The sequence below is a fragment of the Azomonas agilis genome (genome assembly GCF_007830255.1).
In the GTDB taxonomy this organism is placed as follows: domain Bacteria; phylum Pseudomonadota; class Gammaproteobacteria; order Pseudomonadales; family Pseudomonadaceae; genus Azomonas; species Azomonas agilis.
In genome coordinates this window covers 431,356-450,878 of sequence record NZ_VLKG01000002.1, presented here as the reverse complement: position 1 = coordinate 450,878, position 19,523 = coordinate 431,356, and the positions used below count along the sequence as shown (strand labels likewise).

Genomic DNA, 19,523 nt, shown 5'->3' with positions numbered 1-19,523 from the left:
CTATTAAGACTAGAGAAAACTCCCTTCAAGCCGACTTGTTTAAGAGTTGCTCAAGTGCAACCCCCGCACCTTCTAACCCTGGATATTCTGCTGTGACTAACCAAGCCGGAACCTGCTCAAGGTAGTGGCTCATACAGCCTTTAGCGCAAAAGCTGTCAGCAAAACCGCTGGCTAAGAAGAAATCGGAAAAACGCGGAATAACTCCACCTACCACATAAACTCCGCCGCGTGCTCCTGTGGTTAGCACGGCATTGCCCGCCACGCGCCCCAACCAAATGCAAAACAGGCTAAGCACTTCTATGGCTACGGGATCTCCTGCCAAGGCAGCTTTACTGATTTCAGAGGGTGTATCTAAATGGGCTTGATGCTGATCTAAGGTGCAAATGGCACGATACAGCCGAACCAAGCCACGCCCACTTAAGACATCCTCCGCCCGCACATGACCAAACTCAGAAAAGAGTTGTTGCCAGAGAGCTAACTCACGCAAGCTCCCTACGGGCAAATCTACATGACCACCCTCTCCAGGTAATACGCGCCAGCCATTATTGGGCTCAGGAACCAAAGTGCTGACCCCCAATCCCGTACCGGGGCCAATCACTAAAATAGGGCTATTGGGGTCAGCCTGCCCGGAGCGAATAACTCGACACTGCTGTTCATGCAGGCGTGTCATGCCCAAGGCCATGGCTGTGAAGTCATTGATGAGTAAGAGATGATCCAACTCCAAAGCCTGGCTCAACCCAGTACGGCTTAGGCTCCAATGACTATTGGTAAAGCGAAAATGCTCACCTGACACTGGGCCAGCACAGGCTAAACATAGATCGGCAATCTGTTGGGGTACCCTCCCTAGGGAGGACAGGTAATGCCTAATGGCTACTTCGGGCGTTTCAAACTGTGCAGTGGCTAAGGTCTGCACTGAACTAATATGCCCTTCAGTCCACAGTGCAAAACGTGCGTTAGTACCACCGATGTCTCCAACCAATGCCGGCTTCACAATAAATGCTCCTGTATCAGGCTGAATGCAAGGCTTGGATTGGTCGGGATTAAGCTGTATCTAAAGCAGTCAAGTTTGACAGTCATAGCACCAAATCCAATATTGTTATTTTATAAATACATTCTTATGTAACCATATGAAAAAGGCAAAAATCAATCAGTATGTTGTAATAAAACAACATACCAGCTTAAAAACTTGATTCATGGACGTATGAGCGCAAGTCCGTATCGCATCACTCAGCGATAAGCACAGGCAAAGCTGCGGAAAACCTAGCCCAATCTACGCATGACGATTGAGGGCCACCGGCTGAGGCCATAGAAAAAAGCAGAACCGCGATGTTGCTACCCTAAGCCTGAGTATCTATCCATAGACCTTGACGCTGCTCTTCCACTTCGCGCTCCTCTGTTTCCAAATACTCCTCCACTGCTACACCCTCAGGCCCGGATTCGGCTTGGTGCTCTTGGCGTTGCTTACGTCGCCTTTGCTGCTCCTCATAAATCAGTTCTGGGGTGTCTTGCGGGTGACGCTTATCTAACGTCAGCATACTTTCACGAGCACTGGGCTGTGTCGGAGTCACCGGAGCAATATCAGGACGTGGCTTGGGGATGTCCTGCTGAGCCGTTACAGGCACTAAACTCAAGGGCATGGGGGGCAACATGCGATGTTCCTCCTGTACAACTTACAGTCTATAAGATCCTTCCTTTAGTATCGGCCAGACTTAAGATTGCTGGAGCAATCCCAGGACACAAGTCGCCCTAATAGGGGTATTTCGTTACAATAGCCAGCTTTTTTATGGGGTCGGAGACACTATGGCGCAGCAATACTTACCCGGACAACGCTGGATCAGCGACAGTGAAGCAGAGCTAGGTCTGGGCACTATTCTGACTCAGGATGGCCGCTTACTGACCGTGCTCTACCCTGCCACCGGCGAAACCCGTCAATATTCCGCCCGTAATGCACCCCTGACCCGAGTTCGCTTCACCCCGGGCGATCAAATCACCCACTTTGAAGGCTGGACTCTGACCGTACAAGAAGTTGAAGAACGGCAGGGTTTATTAACCTACCACGGGTTAACCAACCAAAACGAAGCCCGCAGTCTCCCAGAAACACAGCTCTCTAATTTTATTCAGTTTCGAGTCGCCAGTGACCGACTCTTTGCAGGGCAAATCGACCCCCTAAACTGGTTTGGGCTGCGTTACAAAACCCTCGAACACCAAAGCCGTTTGCTGCAATCGCCTCTTTGGGGACTAACAGGGGCGCGTGTGCAACCTATTCCCCATCAACTGCACATCGCCCGTGAAGTGGCCGACCGTGTAGCACCTCGGGTTTTACTAGCCGACGAAGTGGGCCTAGGAAAGACTATCGAAGCGGGTTTAATTTTGCACCGCCAACTGCTCAGTGGTCGGGCTCAGCGCGTGCTAATCCTGACGCCCGAAAACCTACAACATCAGTGGCTGGTGGAGATGCGCCGCCGCTTCAACCTGAATGTGAGCCTGTTCGATCAGGAGATTTTCAGCGCCAGTGATGCTGATAACCCCTTTGAAGATACTCAACTGGCTTTGATGGCTCTGGAATGGCTCACAGAAGCGCCTAAAGCCCAACAAGCTGCTTTAGCGGCCACTTGGGATTTGTTGGTTGTGGATGAGGCTCACCATCTAGTGTGGCATCCCGAAGGAGCTAGCCCTGAATACGCTTTAGTGGAGCAGCTCGCCCAACAGACTCCCGGTGTTTTACTGCTCACAGCAACACCGGAGCAACTGGGCCAAGAGAGCCATTTTGCGCGTTTGCGTTTGCTTGACCCCAACCGCTTCCACAGTCTTTCAGCCTTTTTAAGCGAAAGCAGTCACTACCAGCCTGTAGCCGAAGCGGTACAGGAACTGCTGGATCAAGGCCAAATCTCGCCTCAAGCCCACCAGAGCATTCACAACTTTTTAGGAGCAGAAGGCGAAACCCTACTTCAAGCCGCTCAAACAGATCCTCAAGCTAAAGCACGCCTGATTCGCGAATTACTGGATCGTCACGGTACTGGCCGCCTGCTATTTCGCAATACTCGAGCCGCAATACAGGGTTTTCCTAAACGCGAGTTGCATCCTTATCCGCTACCACGGCCTGTTCAATACAGCACCGCTACTGAATTCTATCCTGAAACCCAATTTACGCCTGACTCAGAAGAGCAACGCTGGTGGCATATCGATCCACGGGTTGAATGGCTGATCGACACCCTTAAGATGTTGCGCAAATACAAAGTATTGGTGATCTGCGCCCACGCAGAAACCGCTTTGGATTTGGAGGATGCCCTGCGCGTCCGCTCTGGTATTCCGGCCAGCGTATTCCATGAACGCATGAGCATTCTGGAGCGCGACCGTGCAGCGGCCTATTTCGCGGATGAAGAGTTTGGTGCTCAGGTACTGGTGTGCTCAGAAATCGGTAGTGAAGGCCGTAACTTCCAATTTTCTCATCATTTAGTGCTGTTCGATTTACCGGCTCACCCCGATCTATTAGAGCAACGTATTGGCCGTTTAGATCGCATTGGCCAAAAACACACTATTCAGCTACATGTGCCTTACTTGCAAGATACGCCACAGCATCGTCTGTTCCAGTGGTATCACTTGGCGCTCAACGCATTCTTAAATACTTGTCCCACGGGTAATAGTCTTCAACACCGCTATGGCGCACGTCTGCTTCCCCTACTTGAAAGCGGACATCAGCAGCAGCTTGAAGCACTAATACAAGAGGCACACCAAGAGCGCCAAACTCTGGAGCAGGAGTTACACAAGGGGCGTGACCGGCTACTGGAGCTCAACTCATCCGGTGGCAACCAAGGTAAAGAGCTGCTAGAAGCCATCCAAAAACAAGATCAGGATATTCAATTACCTATCTATATGGAGGCACTGTTTAATGCCTTTGGCATCGACAGCGAAGACCACTCAGAGAATGCCTTGATTTTGCGCCCTAGCGAAAAAATGCTGGATGCCAGCTTCCCATTAGGCAACGATGAAGGCGTAACCATCAGCTACGACCGTAACCTTGCCCTATCACGGGAAGATATGCAGTTTCTGACCTGGGAACACCCTATGGTACAGGGCGGCATGGACTTAGTGCTCTCCGGCTCAATGGGAAATACTGCTGTAGCTATTATTAAAAATAAAGCCCTAAAGCCCGGTACACTGCTGCTTGAGGTGTTGTTTGTCAGTGAAGTGGTTGCCCCTAAAGCACTGCAACTCACCCGATTCTTACCACCCATCGCACTACGCTGCTTACTGGACGCAAAAGGAAATGATTTAGCAACAAAGGTTTCCTTTGACACTCTAAACGATCAGTTAGAGAGCGTATCTCGTAGTAACGCCAACAAATTTATACAGGCTCAACGCGACCCACTAAGCCAGTTAATTGCCCAAGCAGAGGCAAAGACGGCCCCACAGCATACTGTGCGAGTAGCCCAAGCCCGTCAAAACTTTATTGCTAACCTAGATGAAGAACTGGCACGGCTCACAGCATTAAAAGCCGTAAACCCCAGCGTTCGTGACGATGAAATTCAGGTGCTGCAAAAACAACAAGCAGAAGGAATACAAATGTTGGATAAAGCCGCTCTGCGCTTGGAAGCTATTCGCGTGCTGGTAGCGGGATAGCAATATACAAGACAGCCAATAAAAAACACCGGTTTAAAACCGGTGTTTTTATCTGAGCCTGGATACTTAGAAGGCTAACAAACTAAATAAATCATTATTTAATTTGTGCTTCTACTTCAGCCTCTACGCGACGGTTGATCTGACGGCCTGCCTCAGTAGCGTTATCAGCCACTGGACGAGACTCACCGTAACCTACAGAGTCAACGCGGTTGGAAGCAACACCGTATTGGTCAACCAGAACACGGCGCACCGCTTGAGCACGGCGCTCGGACAGACGTTGGTTATACTGATCAGTACCTACGGAGTCAGTATGCCCTTCAACTACGGTGGTAGTAGTAGGATACTGCTTCATGAAGTTAGCCAAGTCTTCGATATCTCTGTAGCTCTCTCTACGAACCACAGCTTTATCAAAGTCAAACTTCACGTCCAGCTCAACCCGCACAACCTCAGCCATAGGTTCTTGTGGAGGTTCCGCTACTGCAGCGGCAGCCATTACGGGCTCAGGCGCTGGAGCAGCAGCTACCTTACGACCCGAACCACCAAAATTCATACCGATACCGATGCCACCCATCCATTCGCTGTAACCGTCGTCAATGTTATAGGTTCCGTCCACACCAGCTTTAGCAAACAGCATATCGGTGAAGTAGTACTTCAAACCTGTACCTGCTGTTACTAAGGTACTCTTATCGCGTCCACTACGATCCGCTTGGCCAATCGTTTGATAGGCTAAACCCGCAGAAACATAAGGACGCAGACCGGCTCCTGGTTGTCCAAAGTGGTACACCGCATCAACAGAAGTCAGACTGCCCTTGATGTCTTTATGGCTACCATTGTCGATAGGATGATTGGAGTTCAGATCACGATACACGCCGTGGGAAATGCCCAAAGAAACGTCATCAGTCAAAAAGTAACTGGCACTCGCGCCAAACAAACCACCGCCGTCCTCTAGGTCACGGGAGCCTTGGGGCTGGTAGTACTTAGAAAAAGCCTCGACCTCAAAAGCACCTTGGCCTTGAGCAAAAGCACTCAAAGAAGCACCCGCCACTAAAGATCCTACAAGAACACCTAGGGTAGTTTTCAATTTCATTCGTAAATCCTCATCGGCAACTGACTAACGTCACTCAAACCAAAAGCAGCTAAAACTCACTAAAGCTCACTTTCAGCTCAGACCATACAATAAGAGCTAAATTTCACTGGCTCCTGAAAGTTTATCGCGGAGTTTATCCAAAGCCCTTTTATAGCGCATCTTGGTAGCACTCAATCCCATATGCATGATGTCAGCAATCTCCTGAAATTCCAGTTCAGCAACAAAGCGTAAAATGAGGATCTCCCGCTCTATTGGACCAACATGTGCCAACCAGCGATCTAATCCACCTTTCTCTTCTAGCTTAGGTGCTTTTTCTTCTGAAGCCTCTTCAGGAGCCTCCAGAGTTAAAGCATTAAGCAGGCGGCGCTTACGACGTTCCTTTCGGTACTGAGTGATGCATTCGTTATAGGCAATGCTATATAGCCAAGTCTTGAACTTGGATTTCCCTTCAAAACGCTTCAGGCCATACAACACTTTTAACATCACCTCCTGAGTTACATCATCGGCATCCACCTCATTACCTAAATAACGAGCACACACCTTAAACAAGGTGCGCTGATAGCGCCGCATGAGCTCTTCATAGGCTGCTCGTGCTACGTGGAATAGCTCACCGTGAGCTTTTTGAACCAACTCCTCATCAGAAAGCTGGCTTAGCTCCGGTTCATCCCCTGAAAAATGAAAGAATTTAGTCAAGACGTTTGGCCAGTCCGCGAGTTATTCACCATCCATCCCAAAAAGATGGCTCCCATATTGTATCAGACTTTTGTACTTTCTTAATCGTCAATCCGATTCAAACTTTTTGATAAAAACATGTTAAGCCTATAAAATAAACACAAAAAAATTCAGTGTGTTACATGGCGCTTAATATAAGCATCTACATAAGAACAGGAAGGAATTACGCTGTAGCCCTCCCGTTGTGCAAAATCCAGAGCCTGTGCTGTTAAAGCAGCAGCAATCCCTAAGCCGCGCAAAGTATCGGGAACAAAAGTTCGATAAAAGTCTAGTGTCTGCTTGCCTAAATCAGCATAGGCTAAGTAAGCGCAGTGCCCATCTATATGGGTCTCAAAGCGGTGCTGTTCTTGATTGTGCACAATATCAAAAGGAACTGTTGCCATATCTCCCCCTGCTCGTCTGCGTGTAGGTGATTTGCCCGACACACATCCACTTAGAACTGTGCCTTTCCTCCCTGTTATTCAGCATAGCTTAAATTCCCCCGTTGGGGAGCGGCTGTTCGGTAGCCTGATCAGCGGTGCTCAGGGGATCAACATTGCCATTAGTGGCCACTGTGTCCTTAGGCTCAGCAATGAGGATCGGTATTCCTTCTTCTGCCGCTACTACTTCACGGACTATTTCCCAATCCAAACGTAAGTTGGGTACGCTTTGTTCAAATTTCAACAACGAACTAACAATGTTGGCATTCTTATCTAATACTGAAAGTGTAGGAGTCTCTGTTTCTTCAAGAGGTGCATGCACCTCTAAGTAAAGCTTGCCATCATCTAAACCAAACTTATAAGGCTCATCAATGATCCGGACTTTAGTTCCCACATTAGCTATCTGCGCCAACTCTAAAACATTATTGTTTAGCATACGGAAACAGCCATGACTGACTCGCATGCCAATTCCAAACTTTTTATTAGAGCCATGGATCAAATAACCCGATAAACCTAGGTTAAATTTAAACGGCCCTAAGGGATTATCTGGCCCCGCTGGCACTACAGTCGGTAAAGGATCTCCTGCCTCTGCATGTTCAGCACGAATGGAAGCGGGTGGATACCAAGCTGGGTTAGGCGTTTTACCAACAATGCTGGTAACGGCTATGGGAGATTGCCAACCTTCACGCCCAATACCTAAAGGATAGGTATGCATTACGTTTTTGCCCGCCGGAAAGTAATACATCCGGTACTCAGCCAAATTAATCACAATTCCTTCACGCTCAACCGAAGGCAATATGAAACGGGTGGGCAAAATAATGTCTTTACCCTCACCCGGTAGCCAAGGATCAACGCCGGGGTTTGCAGCCACTAACTCCAAATAACCCAGCTCATAGCGCTCACCCAAAGAGGCAAAGGTATCCTCATACTTGGCTTTGATGACCTGAATCTCCCCTACAACATCTTGCCCCGGAGGCGGCAGAGGCAGTTCTAATGCCTCGCAGGAACCAGCCAGCAAGATGGAAAGCCCAAAATAACGGGCAATTGCAGACGGATGCGACCACATCAGACAGATCCTTGAGTAAATGGACAATGACCAGAAATTAATGCGACATCAACCCCAGTGGACTCATCAGGGTTGCTTAGGCGCTAGTATAATATTTGAATGACGTAATTACCTGAAGCTCATCCACTACTTCTGTAGCAAGGGGTGTAATTCTGGCCATACGTTGTCCAGCAATATCTCTTGTGCTTGGGCCGTGGGATGGATGCCATCCGACTGCATTAAGCCTGGCTGATCCCAAACACGCTCTAGCAAAAAGGGCAAATAAGCCACCTTTTTGCCCTCAGCCAGTGCGTCGAAAACCTGTGCAAAACTCTGGGTGTAACGCACGCCTAAATTAGGTGGCAAACGCATACCCAGCAGCAAAACGGAAGCACCCTGTGTTTGAGATAAATCAATCATAGTCGCAAGATTTTGTTGCATTTTATTGAGGGCTTGTCCTCGTAAGCCATCATTACCTCCAAGCTCTAAAATAACCACTTCAGGTTGGTGTTGATCCAATAACTTCGGCAAGCGGGACAGGCCACCGGCTGTGGTGTCGCCGCTGATTGAGGCGTTGACAACTACCCAGTCCGCGGCCTGCTCCTTTAAACGCTCTTGCAACAAAGACACCCAACCCTGCCCTGTTTTCAGGCCAAAACCAGCACTGATACTATCTCCCACCACTAAAAGTGTTCCAGCCAGTGCGCCTTGCATAGCACAAAGCAGCAGGAAGGCCACTCCGAGTAACCCTTTACGCATCGGACCTCTCCAATGACTCACTGCATTCTTAGTGCTCGGCACCTTAGCAAAGTGGTATCCATCGAGGAAGGCAATCTGTGTATCTTAGATGACATCTCTTTTCAGTTAGAGGCAGGCGACAGCCTAGCCATTGTGGGTACCTCTGGCTCTGGTAAATCCACCTTACTGGGACTACTCGCTGGATTGGATCTCCCCTCCCAAGGCAGCGTAGCTTTGGCCGGATATGATTTAGGGCAGCTCAATGAAGACCAACGGGCACGGGTACGCGCAGAACAGGTAGGTTTTGTATTCCAATCTTTTCAACTGCTCGAAAGCCTGACCGCGCTCGAAAATGTCATGCTACCTCTGGAGTTGGAACAAAGAAGCAGCCAGCCGCGCCAACAGGCTACCGCGCTGTTAGAACGGGTTGGATTAGGTAAACGCCTACACCATTATCCTCGCCAGCTTTCCGGTGGTGAACAACAACGAGTAGCCCTAGCACGCGCTTTTGCCTGTCAACCCAAAATCTTATTTGCCGATGAACCCACCGGGAATTTAGACCGAGCCACAGGTCAGCACATCAGCGATCTACTGTTCGAATTGAATGACGAACAGGGCACGACCCTTGTGTTAGTTACCCACGAAGAACGCTTAGCCCAACGCTGTCAAAAACAGTTACGGCTAGAAGGAGGCCGACAGGTCTCAGAGCATGGAGTAGCCTGATGCAGTCCATCATTCGTACTAGCCTACACCGCCTAATGCTGGGCCTTCGTCAACTGTGGCGTGAGCGGCGCAGCAGCGAAATTCATATCCTGTTTTTGGCCATCGTGATCGCCGTGGCGACCAGCACCTCCATTGGTTACTTGAGTGCTCGTCTAAAAGCCAGCATGCAGGGGCAAGCCGCTGAGTTCATGGGTGCTGATCTGCGTTTAAGCGGTGCGCAGGCGGCCACGCCACAACAAATAGAGGCAAGTCTAAACCTAGGGTTGCAACATGCCCATGTCGTGGAATTTTCCTCTGTCGTTTCCACGGAGCAGTATTTACAGCTATCCAGCATTAAGGCGGCGGATGCGGCCTACCCGCTACGCGGTCAGATAATCAGCCAAACAGCGGCTGACCCAGCGCCCCAAAGCGGGGGCTATCCGCAACCCGGCGAAGTCTGGGCCGAACAGCGTCTGTTGGATGCGCTTAATGTTCACTTAGGGGATCTGATTGAAATCGGGCGTATTTCCCTGAAAGTAACCCGCATCCTCACCCAAGAACCCGATCAAGCCGCTGATATTTACAGCCTGATGCCCCATGTATTGATGCATTTAGACGACTTACCCGCCACAGATGTCGTTCAACCAGGCAGTCGCGTGCGGTATCGCGATCTTTGGGCTGGATCGCCTCCCGCCCTAGAAAAATACCAAGAGTATTTAGAAGCCCATTTAGAACCGGGACAGCGCGTTCAAGGGGTTAAAGAAAGTAGCGGACAACGGGTGGGCACTGCCTTACAACGGGCAGAGCATTACCTGAATTTAGCCAGCCTCATTACCCTCTTACTATCGGGTATTGCGGTGGCTTTAGCGGCTACCCGTTTTGCTAATCGTCGCTTAGATGCCTGTGCCTTACTGCGCTGCCTAGGACAAACCAGTTCACAGAGCCTGTCACTGTATGCCGTACAACTGGGAGCCTTAGGGTTGGGAGCAGGCGTGATCGGAGCCATCCTCGGCTGGGCTTTCCAATATTTTGTGTTTTACCTAGTACGCAACCTAGTGCAGGTTGAGCTGCCCCCCACAGGATTAGGGCCTGCGCTACTGGGGCTCAGTACAGGATTTACCATGCTAATTGGCTTTGCCTTACCGCCATTAGCAGCGCTAGGACAGGTTCCACCCGCCAGAATTTTACGCCAAGACTCACTACCAATGCCTATCAGCCGCTGGTTAGCTCAAGGATCTGCATTAATCGCACTGCTCATCCTGATGTGGCAACTGAGGTTAGATACTCAGCTTATTTTTGTGGTACTAGGAGGGGCTTGTATAATCGCCGTAGTAGTTGGAGCAGCGCTACTTTGGGGACTTAAAGCGCTCAAAAATGCCCTACAACAAGCCCCGCTGCATTGGCGTTTAGGATTGGGGCAACTGATTCGCCATTCCCTCAGCACCGTAGGGCAGGTGTTAGCTTTCGGGCTTATTTTGCTCAGTATGGCGCTGATCATTTTGTTGCGCGCTGAGCTGATCAGTAATTGGCGTGAACAATTACCCGAACAGGCTCCCAACCAATTCGCCATCAATATCCAACCTGACGAGCAACAGGCGTTTAGTCAGCGTATCGACCAAGTCACCGGACAAACGCCTAGCCTATACCCGGTCATTCGCGGTCGCCTCACTCAGATTAATGGCTCATCGGCTGAGCAGCGGGCGCGCCCTGATTCACAGGGTGAACGGGCCATTCGCAGGGAGCTTAATGTCACTTGGAGCCAAGAATTACCTTTGGGCAACCAGTTGCTGTCTGGAACCTGGTGGCCCTCTACGCCCAATAAGGAACTTTCGCGTGTGTCTTTAGATGCGGAGCTGGCTGAAAGCTTAGGTATTAAGCTCCAAGATCGCCTCACCTTCGATTTTGGGAGTGAGCAACGGGAGGTACAGGTCAGTAGCCTGCGCTCTGTAAACTGGGACAGCCTTCAACCCAACTTTTACGTTATTTTCGAGCCGGGATCTTTAGAGGGATTGGCCACCACCTACATGACCAGTTTTTACCTATCTGCTCAGGCCAATACCGCCTTAGTGCAGTTAGCGCGGGATTTTCCGAGCGTTACCTTGATTCAAGTGGATGCTTTGCTGGCCCAACTGCAAAGTATTTTGGCGCAAGTATCCTTAGCAGTAGAGAGTCTATTGGTATTTGTTTTGGCAGCAGGCGTGATTCTACTGCTGGCAGGACTTTTAGCGACTTTGGATGAGCGCATGCGCCAAGGAGCCATTTTGCGCGCTTTAGGAGCACAACGTCAGTTATTACAACGAGCCCGTTTAACCGAATTTGCGTTCTTGGGTGCAGCCAGTGGTTTTATAGCCTTTTTAGGCTGTGAACTGATCACTGCCATTTTGTATCACAAGCTATTGGGTATGGATTGGCAACCGCATCCTTGGTTACTCTGTCTTCCCCTATTAGGAGCCCTAATCATCAGTGCTGCGGGCCTACTGGGTACCAACCGAGTGCTGCGGGCTAGCCCCCTTGAGTTATTACGTGAACACTGATCCATGAGCCGCTATCGTCCACCCCGTACAGCAGGAACGCCTCTGATTACGCCTGTAGGAGAAGCCAAGCTGCGCCAAGAACTGCACGAGCTTTGGCACGTTAAACGCCCCAAAGTGACACAGGCGGTCACTGAGGCCGCTGCTCAAGGAGATCGCTCTGAAAATGCCGAATACACCTACGGCAAAAAAATGCTGCGCGAAATCGACAGCCGGGTGCGTTTCTTAACCAAGCGCTTAGAACAACTCAAGGTCGTTCAGGAACCCCCTGCCGACCCAGAGCGGATTTACTTTGGCGCTTGGGTTACTTTGGAAGATGAGCAGGGAACCGAGCAGCGTTACCGCATCGTAGGCCCGGATGAACTTGACCTTAAACAGGGGCTTATCAGTATTGATGCCCCGTTATCCCGTGCCTTACTGGGTAAAACACGGGATGCTGAAGTTCAAGTGAACACACCTACGGGAATACAAAGCTGGTATGTCACCCAGATTGACTACGAGTAAATAGCGGGCTCACTCCAGGGCCCGCCGCTCACGCGCATAAGCTAGAAAATACTTATTCACGCTGTTTACATAACTCACAACGCCCATGCCCACGGTTTCCATAGCAATACGCTCCACTTGGAAAAACCATTGATTTGGATTGAGTCCACGGCGTTGGGCTTCATCACGCAGTTTTTGTACCCGTTGAGGGCCAAGATTATAAGCAGCCAAAGTAAAGGCTAATCGCTCACGCTCGTTTAGCTTAGGGCTGGAGAAGAATTTACGCCGAATATCCGCCAGATAACGTGCACTGGCTTGCACGTTGTTATCTAGCTGATGAATACCGCTGACTCCAACACTACGCGCTGCACTCGGGGTAACTTGCATCAACCCCACAGCCCCTGAAGCACCGCGTGCAGAAGGGTTTAAGGTAGACTCTTTAAAGGCCAAAGCCGCTAAACCCAACCAGTCCATCTGATGCTTATCGGCGTAACGTTGCAAGGTTGGGCGCACACGCTCCAAACGCTCACGCCCCACTGAGTCTAGGGGCTGATGCACACGATATAGACCGCTATAAACTTGGTTAAAGGCCGCATCTTGGTTAGCAGGAGCCCGATAATCCCTCAAAAACTGATCGGCACTTGCTTGTAGCTGTCCTGAGTCATTACGGAAAAACCAATGCATATCTTGCAGGTTGTCCAGACGTACCTCTGTGCCTAGGCGCAACTTAGGCATCACCTTTAACCAACGCTCGGCAATGGTTTTTTCTACAAGAGTTGCGGGATAGATGCCGGCCTGTACCATCTCTAAAACATCTTCTACCGCTAAACTAGGATCAACCCACTCCACCCTTACAGGGGATTTTTTTTGACTGATCAGTTGGCGATTCACACGCGTCAAAGCGGCTCCCGCAGCACTCCCCGGTGACAATGCCAGTGATTGCCCAGACAACCGATCTAAACTGGAAGCGCGTTGAGCGCCTGTCACCAGAACCATCGGTACTTGCGACACAATGGAACGACTAGGCACCACTTGCGGCATCCGTGAGGCATCTAATAACTCACCGGGAGCGACCATATCCCCCTCCCCGCGTTGCAAAGCGCCCAACAGTTGGTCTTTAGGCTTTGGAATCAAGCGTAAGGAAATTTTCTTTTTCTGATTGGCTCCACCTTGCTGGTTCAAATGCTGAATAAAAGCCCGCAAGCGAACCGCCTCCACACCAATAGCTTGCCCCTTTACCTCTCCTGAGCTGTTGCGGCTTTGATTCACCAATACACGCAGTTCTCCAGAGCGACGAATCTGCTCTAAATCGCGGATTTGTGCGTTTTGGCTGGGGGTAAACTCTGCCGGCCCAACGGGGGCCGCCCAAATAGGGCTTGAAATTGATAGCCAACATACTGCGGCCAAAGTAGTGCTAAGTCGTGACATTCAAACGATCCTACTAATCTATTAATAGAGTTGTGATACGTGCGCGACCTAAATACCCTTGTGCCTTAAATGTAACGATCCGAGTGAATATTCCGTAACAGGGGCGCCGCATATCAATAACTAACGGGGATTCTCCTCACTTTAATCAGCAAGCATTACAAGGACTGTTGATGTCTCTAAAGGTTCACCAAGCGGCCCATTTCAGGTTTTACAGAAATCTTTGCGCTTATTTGTTGATCCATATCCAAAACCGGGCACTCAAATCGGTACTCCTTGTTTTCCACCGGCAAAAATAGGGCATCCATCAAATATTTTAACCTAAGAAAATTTCTGCTTTTTCTCCGTTCAGACATAATACCCCCATGCAGTGGTGTTTATTGTCGATTGAATAACAATTGAGGGAAGACATGGGCATTCGTGTGGAAGATCTATCTCTGAAGTACAAGTTTTGGGCGGTCAATATGGTCGCCTTCATCACCACGCTACTGCTGGTTTTTTATGCCATCCACCTTGAGCAAAACACCCGCGAACAGGACTCTATCCGGGCAGCACAACAGTTAGCGCAGGTGCTTAGCCTATGGCCTGCATCAGAAGCGCTCCCCAGAGAGCTGCCCAAATCAGTACATAGATTTCAACCAAGCCAAACGGTGAAAGTCGGGGGAATTTCGTTAGAAAACACGCTAGGGTGGGTTCAAGCAGACAACCCAACTCGCATTTTTTCTTCTGAACCCAGTCTGGTTGGAGCGCAGCTGATTCAACACAACAGCGGACAAAAGCTTGCTGTTACTGCCCTAGCCCCACCTATGGGTCAAATACTGCTCGACCATTTATTGAACTATGCGGGCATGGTGGCCTTATTAATGACCATACTGCTGGCGTTTTCGCAGATTTTAATCCGATTTTTGCTACAACACCTGAATGCGCTCAAAGATGTAATGCTGCATGTGGAGCGCACCGGTGATCTCTCTGCCAAGGTTCTAGTCAATGGTCATGACGAAGTTGGCCAGATGGCAGAAGCCTTTAACACCATGCAGGCGGGATATCGCCGCATTGTGCGTACGGTTACCGAGGCAGCTCAACAACTGGATCAAAGTACCCAGCAATTCACCCAAAATATGCGCAAAGTGCATCAAGGAATGCATAGCCAACAACAGCAAACGGATCAGGCGGTAGTGGCCATTCAGCAAATGAGTTCTACCGTACAGCAAATCGCTCAGCATGCTGACGATACTCGTGCTCAATCGCAAACAGCAGATCACCTCAGCCATGAAGGACAACGGGTGGTTTCTCGGGTTGAAAAATCCATTGGTACGCTTTCTACCGGCGTTCAAAGTACAGCAGCGACTATTCAGAAGCTGGCTGAGGACAGCCAAAAAATCAATACGGTCGTTAATGTGATTCATGGTATTGCGGAGCAGACTAACTTACTGGCCCTCAATGCGGCGATTGAAGCCGCTCGTGCAGGTGATATGGGCCGAGGTTTTGCGGTGGTAGCGGATGAAGTGCGCAATCTTGCCCGTCGGGTTCAGGATTCAACGGATGAAATCACGCATATGGTGTTAGAGCTGCAAGAGCGCACCCATGAGGCTGTTCAGTCTATGCAAGACAGCTCATCCCGTGCTGATCTCTGTGCTCAGGAAGCCCATGAGGCTAATCAAGCTTTAGAGGCCATTACCCAATCTGTTAGCCAAATTCGCGAAAGTAATACTCAAATCGCTGTAGCCGCTCGTGAACAAGCTCAAGCAGCTACCGATCTGAGCCATTTGGTAGGCGGGATTCGAGATGTGAGTGAGCAGACCGTAGGCCAAGTTCAGACTTCAGCTCATACCAGCTCAGAGCTAGCGGCACTTTCCGGCAGTTTAGGCAAGGCCATCGGCCAACTGAAACTCTAAGGTCAGTAGGGATCAATGGCAGCTTTTAACTCAAGTAGGTTTTAGCTGCCGAATCCATTGGCGTAATCGCTTAATGTGCTCAGGATTAACCGATACCCCGCCGTAACATAACAACTCATACAAGTTTGAAAACTCAAAAATGGCTTTGGCTTGTGCTGGAAGCTCTTGAGCGGCCCGCTGAGCAAAATGGCGTACCCCCTCGGCGGGCTTACGGGTTATTCCGTAAGCGATCAATTGACGCTCGTAATCACGCCACACCGATTGCAGAGGATGCAACATGCGCCGTCTGCGTTGCTGATAGCACCAAGCGGCTCCTGCTAACACTAGGAATAGGGCCATAACGCCCAGTAGCGCCTCTATATGCCGCACCAGCCATTGCCAACTTGCACTCAAAAAACGCTGCTGTTGTTCTGTTTGGTAATTGAGCACCCAACGTTGCCAAGCGTGATTGACATCATCCCAAACCAATCCCAGTTGGTTGGCCCAGTTGGATCGCCCCAAAGCTCGCATATGCTCAGGGGCATCCGGCAAAAACCTCTGCACCTGAGTTAACGCTTGCTCAAAGCCCCACTGAATGCGCTCAGGGGCTACCTCAAAGGTCGGATCAGCGCGTACCCATCCCAAGCCTTCGATCCAATACTCCACCCAAGCGTGGGCATCAAACTGGCGCACCAGCCAATACTGGCCCTCAGCATTAAAGCGGCCACCTTGATAACCGGCAACGATACGCGCAGGAACACCCGCAGCGCGCAGCACAAAGGTCATCGCTTGGGCGTAATGGGCACAAAATCCAATACGGTGCTCAAATAAAAAAGCATCAATGGGATCAGCTCCCATAGCAGGCGTTTTTAGGCTGTAATGGAAAGGATCGGTATGAAAACGCTGCAAAATCGCTTGGGCGCGTTGTGTTGGGTCAGTAAATTCCCCGTGTAAAGCCTCACCCCAACTACGGGCTAAGGGGTTACCCTGAACCGGTAATTGCAGGGCGCGCTGCTGTACCTCTGGAGATAAGAATTTAGGCTCTAGTAAAACCTGTGGCCGAGACTGTACTCGATACAAAATAGGGCGACTGATTGGCCGATTTTGCTCAAAGTGGAAATCCCCTTGGATACGGGCCTCGCCCAAATGGGACTGCTCTGGTACATCCAACACCGGCACCCAAGGACGTAGACTAGGCTGCATCACAATCTGATAGTCCAGCCTAGGGCCTTGGGCTTGCCAGTTGGGGCTTTGATCCTGCTGGGCTTCCAAAGTGGGTAGCCACTGTTGGCCATCAAACACGCCAAAGGTAATCATCCGCCAATACAACTGCTCTTGCAGTGGCGTACCCTGATCAAAATTGACTCGAAAGGCTACTTCAGCCAACTGCGCCAGCTCTGTGATTTGCTCAGGCTGGAGTCGATCCGATAATCCCGTAATTCCTTTTTGACTGGGTTCGGGTAAATGCCACAGAGGCTCAAGGCGCGGAACCAAGATAAATAACAACAGCATAAAGGGTGTGGCCTGCCCCAAGGCGCGGGCCGACTGTTTTACATGGGCTCGAATACTCGTCCCTTGAGGTGACTGTATCGCCGCTAACAGAGCCAACAACAGGGCTACAGGTAATAAAGTGTACAGGGCGGCTAGCAGCCCATCCTCAAACAGATACCCAGTCACCAGCGTAAAAAACCCCAAAAAGATGACCACCAAAGCATCTCGTTGGGAACGCATTTCCAAAGTTTTTAATATCAGTGCAGACACCAACAAGGCCGTGGCCGCCTCTAACCCCATCAAGGTACCTCCTGATAGGTAGACGGCTAGCACACAGCTTAGAACCAGCAGCACTTTGAATAAGCTTGAAGGGTAGTCAGCTTGCTGACGGACAATCCGCCATTGCCACCCACAACAACCCAGCTCTAATGCAACGATCCAGAGGGGCAGATGCAGCATATGCGGCAGTACCACCAGCAGTTGGGCCACCAACAAGCCATACACTAGGTCTGGGGCTAAATCGGTGGCCGTCCGGCTCATGGGGATTCCTTAACGCCATACAGAGCCAGCGCTTGCAAACAAGACTGCACATAGGCCGCACCACAATCGGGGCCAAGGCGTTTACCCGGTACATGCACACTGAAAGGCTTTAGCGTTGGAGCACGCAGTAACAACTCATGGCATAAATGAGATAAGCGCTGCTCTGTGTCCCCGCTGAAAGCATCAAAATCCAACAAGTCAGTGTCTGTGGAAGATAAAGCCACAAAGTCCTTAACCAATAAGCCCTTCTCCCGTGAGAAGGCTTTCCAATCCAAACGGCGCATGGATTCACCCGGTTGCCAAGTACGCACGCCGTTATAATCCCCCATGCCGGACTGAGTTTGCGGACTTCCTTGATCAGAACTGGTGGGATTTTTTATAAGTTGAGCCGGAATCGGTTTGGGATACACCAAAACACGCCACTCAGGATCAACCCAACTCCAAGCCACCCATAGACCAAAGGGTACTCGGCTTTCCACACGAATCACGCCGCCATAACACCAACCCCGTTGAGTCGTTTGCAGGGTCTGCTGAAAACAACCCACGGCCTCTGCCAAAAAGCTTGGAGGTTTTAACGCCGCTATGGAATACCCGAAACGCACTGCTCCATCAGCAAAAAAGGGTTCTAAGCGCAGATGACACTGAGCCTGCTGCCCCGCAAAAACAGCCGGACTATCCATAGCCCGTATCCTGAGCTGATATAAAGCACGCCATGCGGGAATCACGCTGAGTATGAATACCGAGCCCAACAAAAAGCACAGCGCATAGGCCAAGCTGTTTTGATAATTAATCGCCAACAACAACATCACCAGCAGCGAGAGTACAAACGCAAGGCCTGTGGCGGTTGGTAAGACATAAATCGAACGCCAGCCCAAGGATATCCACCCTCCAGGCTCCCTAGTCAGTAAGGCCAACCCAGCCCTAGGTGAAAGCCCAGCGCTAAAACCGGCTTGAGTTCGGGTAGCGGCTAATAAGCGCAGCACATAATCAATCAAAGCTTCACTGGCAATAACCTGTACGACAGCATCTTGGGCCGCCCGTAATCCCAAGTGATCCAATACTGGCTGTAACTCCGTCAAGCGCTGTTGTCGTGATGCCCCCATCAGCAAAGCCCGCTCGGCCTCTGTACTGGGATAGCCTAGGGATAAACGCATTAAAAAACGGTCGAGTTGGGATTCTGGCAAGGCAAAGGTTCCCCCCTGACTCAGCGGATTTTGCGTAGCAATCACAAAGAACGGATCAGGCAGTGCGCGGGTGGTGCCCTCAATGCTGACTTGGCCTTCCTCCATCGCTTCTAGTAACGCACTTTGAGTTTTTGGAGTAGCTCGGTTGATTTCATCTGCCAGCACCAGCTCGGTAAAAATAGGGCCGGGATGGAATACAAAGCCACTGCGCTCCCGATCAAATACTGAGGTGCCCAAAATATCGCCGGGGAGCAAATCCGCCGTAAATTGGATGCGTTGAAAGGTTAAACCCAACACCCGCGCCAAGGCATGGCTGAGGGTTGTTTTACCCATTCCCGGCACATCCTCCAACAACAGATGGCCTCTGGCTAACAAACAGGTCAGGGCCAAACGTACCTTCTGAGGTTTTCCCAATATCACCTGATTCACGCGCGCAAGGCACTGCTCCAATTGTGCATGCATCCTTACAAACTCCCCCAATAACAGTGACCCCACTTATGCCAAAGACTCTGCTACTTAGCCAGCCTGAGCAATCTTTATTGACACAATCCTTTGACCGATTGGGTTGTGTTTTAAGGTGTTGATTGTCTAGGGTTCCCTTCATGGGTTTTAACCACCCAAGCCTCAGACCGATACAGGATTATCCTCAAAC

General features: G+C 50.4%; 14 protein-coding genes and 1 pseudogene. 5 read left to right on the top strand and 10 right to left on the bottom strand.

Annotated elements, in window-relative coordinates:
- Positions 1 to 25 precede the first annotated feature (25 nt).
- Together LX59_RS04510 and LX59_RS04505 are read right to left on the bottom strand one after the other, a co-directional pair.
- The gene (locus tag LX59_RS04510) at positions 26 to 991 is read right to left on the bottom strand and encodes a glucokinase (RefSeq protein ID WP_144570638.1); all 966 of its coding nucleotides are present in this window, start codon (positions 989 to 991) and stop codon (positions 26 to 28) included.
- 346 nt (positions 992 to 1,337) lie between these two features.
- On the bottom strand, positions 1,338 to 1,649 hold the full coding sequence (locus LX59_RS04505; protein ID WP_144570637.1) for an aspartate-semialdehyde dehydrogenase: 312 nt from the start codon (positions 1,647 to 1,649) through the stop codon (positions 1,338 to 1,340).
- A 151-nt stretch (positions 1,650 to 1,800) separates the two neighbouring features.
- On the opposite strand from LX59_RS04505, the gene rapA reads away from it, so the two are divergent.
- On the top strand, positions 1,801 to 4,620 hold the full coding sequence (gene rapA / locus LX59_RS04500) for an RNA polymerase-associated protein RapA (protein WP_144570636.1): 2,820 nt from the start codon (positions 1,801 to 1,803) through the stop codon (positions 4,618 to 4,620).
- 94 nt (positions 4,621 to 4,714) lie between these two features.
- On the opposite strand, the gene LX59_RS04495 is transcribed toward rapA, so the two are convergent.
- The 5 genes from LX59_RS04495 to LX59_RS04475 form a co-directional block, all read right to left on the bottom strand.
- Positions 4,715 to 5,707, bottom strand: a complete 993-nt coding sequence (locus LX59_RS04495) for an OmpA family protein (RefSeq protein WP_144570635.1) — start codon at positions 5,705 to 5,707, stop codon at positions 4,715 to 4,717.
- 96 nt (positions 5,708 to 5,803) lie between these two features.
- Positions 5,804 to 6,400, bottom strand: coding sequence for an RNA polymerase sigma factor SigX (gene sigX / locus LX59_RS04490; RefSeq protein WP_144570634.1), 597 nt, complete (start codon positions 6,398 to 6,400; stop codon positions 5,804 to 5,806).
- A gap of 149 nt (positions 6,401 to 6,549) precedes the next feature.
- Complete coding sequence (locus tag LX59_RS04485; RefSeq protein ID WP_144570633.1) at positions 6,550 to 6,822, bottom strand: GNAT family N-acetyltransferase; 273 nt, start codon at positions 6,820 to 6,822, stop codon at positions 6,550 to 6,552.
- Positions 6,823 to 6,910: 88 nt separating this feature from the next.
- Positions 6,911 to 7,924 (bottom strand): L,D-transpeptidase family protein, encoded by a 1,014-nt coding sequence (locus LX59_RS04480; protein ID WP_144570632.1) that lies wholly within the window; start codon positions 7,922 to 7,924, stop codon positions 6,911 to 6,913.
- Between the two features lie 126 nt (positions 7,925 to 8,050).
- A complete protein-coding gene (locus LX59_RS04475) occupies positions 8,051 to 8,662 on the bottom strand; it encodes an arylesterase (RefSeq protein WP_144570631.1) in 612 nt (203 codons plus the stop codon).
- A 12-nt stretch (positions 8,663 to 8,674) separates the two neighbouring features.
- On the opposite strand from LX59_RS04475, the gene LX59_RS04470 reads away from it, so the two are divergent.
- The 3 genes from LX59_RS04470 to greB are packed head-to-tail and all read left to right on the top strand — an operon-like array spanning position 8,675 to position 12,378.
- Positions 8,675 to 9,364 carry an ABC transporter ATP-binding protein gene (locus LX59_RS04470; protein WP_144570630.1) on the top strand — a complete coding sequence of 230 codons (690 nt, stop codon included), beginning with the start codon at positions 8,675 to 8,677 and terminating at the stop codon, positions 9,362 to 9,364.
- Positions 9,364 to 11,877, top strand: coding sequence for an ABC transporter permease (locus LX59_RS04465; RefSeq protein WP_144570629.1), 2,514 nt, complete (start codon positions 9,364 to 9,366; stop codon positions 11,875 to 11,877). The genes LX59_RS04470 and LX59_RS04465 overlap by 1 nt, the downstream gene beginning before the upstream one ends.
- A gap of 3 nt (positions 11,878 to 11,880) precedes the next feature.
- On the top strand, positions 11,881 to 12,378 hold the full coding sequence (greB, locus tag LX59_RS04460; protein ID WP_144570628.1) for a transcription elongation factor GreB: 498 nt from the start codon (positions 11,881 to 11,883) through the stop codon (positions 12,376 to 12,378).
- Between the two features lie 9 nt (positions 12,379 to 12,387).
- Here greB and LX59_RS04455 read toward each other — a convergent pair whose 3' ends face one another.
- Entirely contained in the window at positions 12,388 to 13,785 is a 1,398-nt protein-coding gene (locus LX59_RS04455) for an MltF family protein (protein WP_144570627.1), read from the bottom strand.
- A 407-nt stretch (positions 13,786 to 14,192) separates the two neighbouring features.
- Between LX59_RS04455 and LX59_RS04450 the strand changes: the two genes are divergently transcribed.
- On the top strand, positions 14,193 to 15,677 hold the full coding sequence (locus tag LX59_RS04450; protein WP_144570626.1) for a methyl-accepting chemotaxis protein: 1,485 nt from the start codon (positions 14,193 to 14,195) through the stop codon (positions 15,675 to 15,677).
- A gap of 30 nt (positions 15,678 to 15,707) precedes the next feature.
- On the opposite strand, the gene LX59_RS04445 is transcribed toward LX59_RS04450, so the two are convergent.
- Both LX59_RS04445 and LX59_RS15890 read right to left on the bottom strand, forming a co-directional pair.
- Entirely contained in the window at positions 15,708 to 17,687 is a 1,980-nt protein-coding gene (locus LX59_RS04445; protein ID WP_144570625.1) for a transglutaminase TgpA family protein, read from the bottom strand.
- Positions 17,688 to 18,532: 845 nt separating this feature from the next.
- Positions 18,533 to 19,333 (bottom strand): annotated as a pseudogene (locus LX59_RS15890) (AAA family ATPase); the annotation flags it as partial.
- Positions 19,334 to 19,523: the final 190 nt, after the last annotated feature.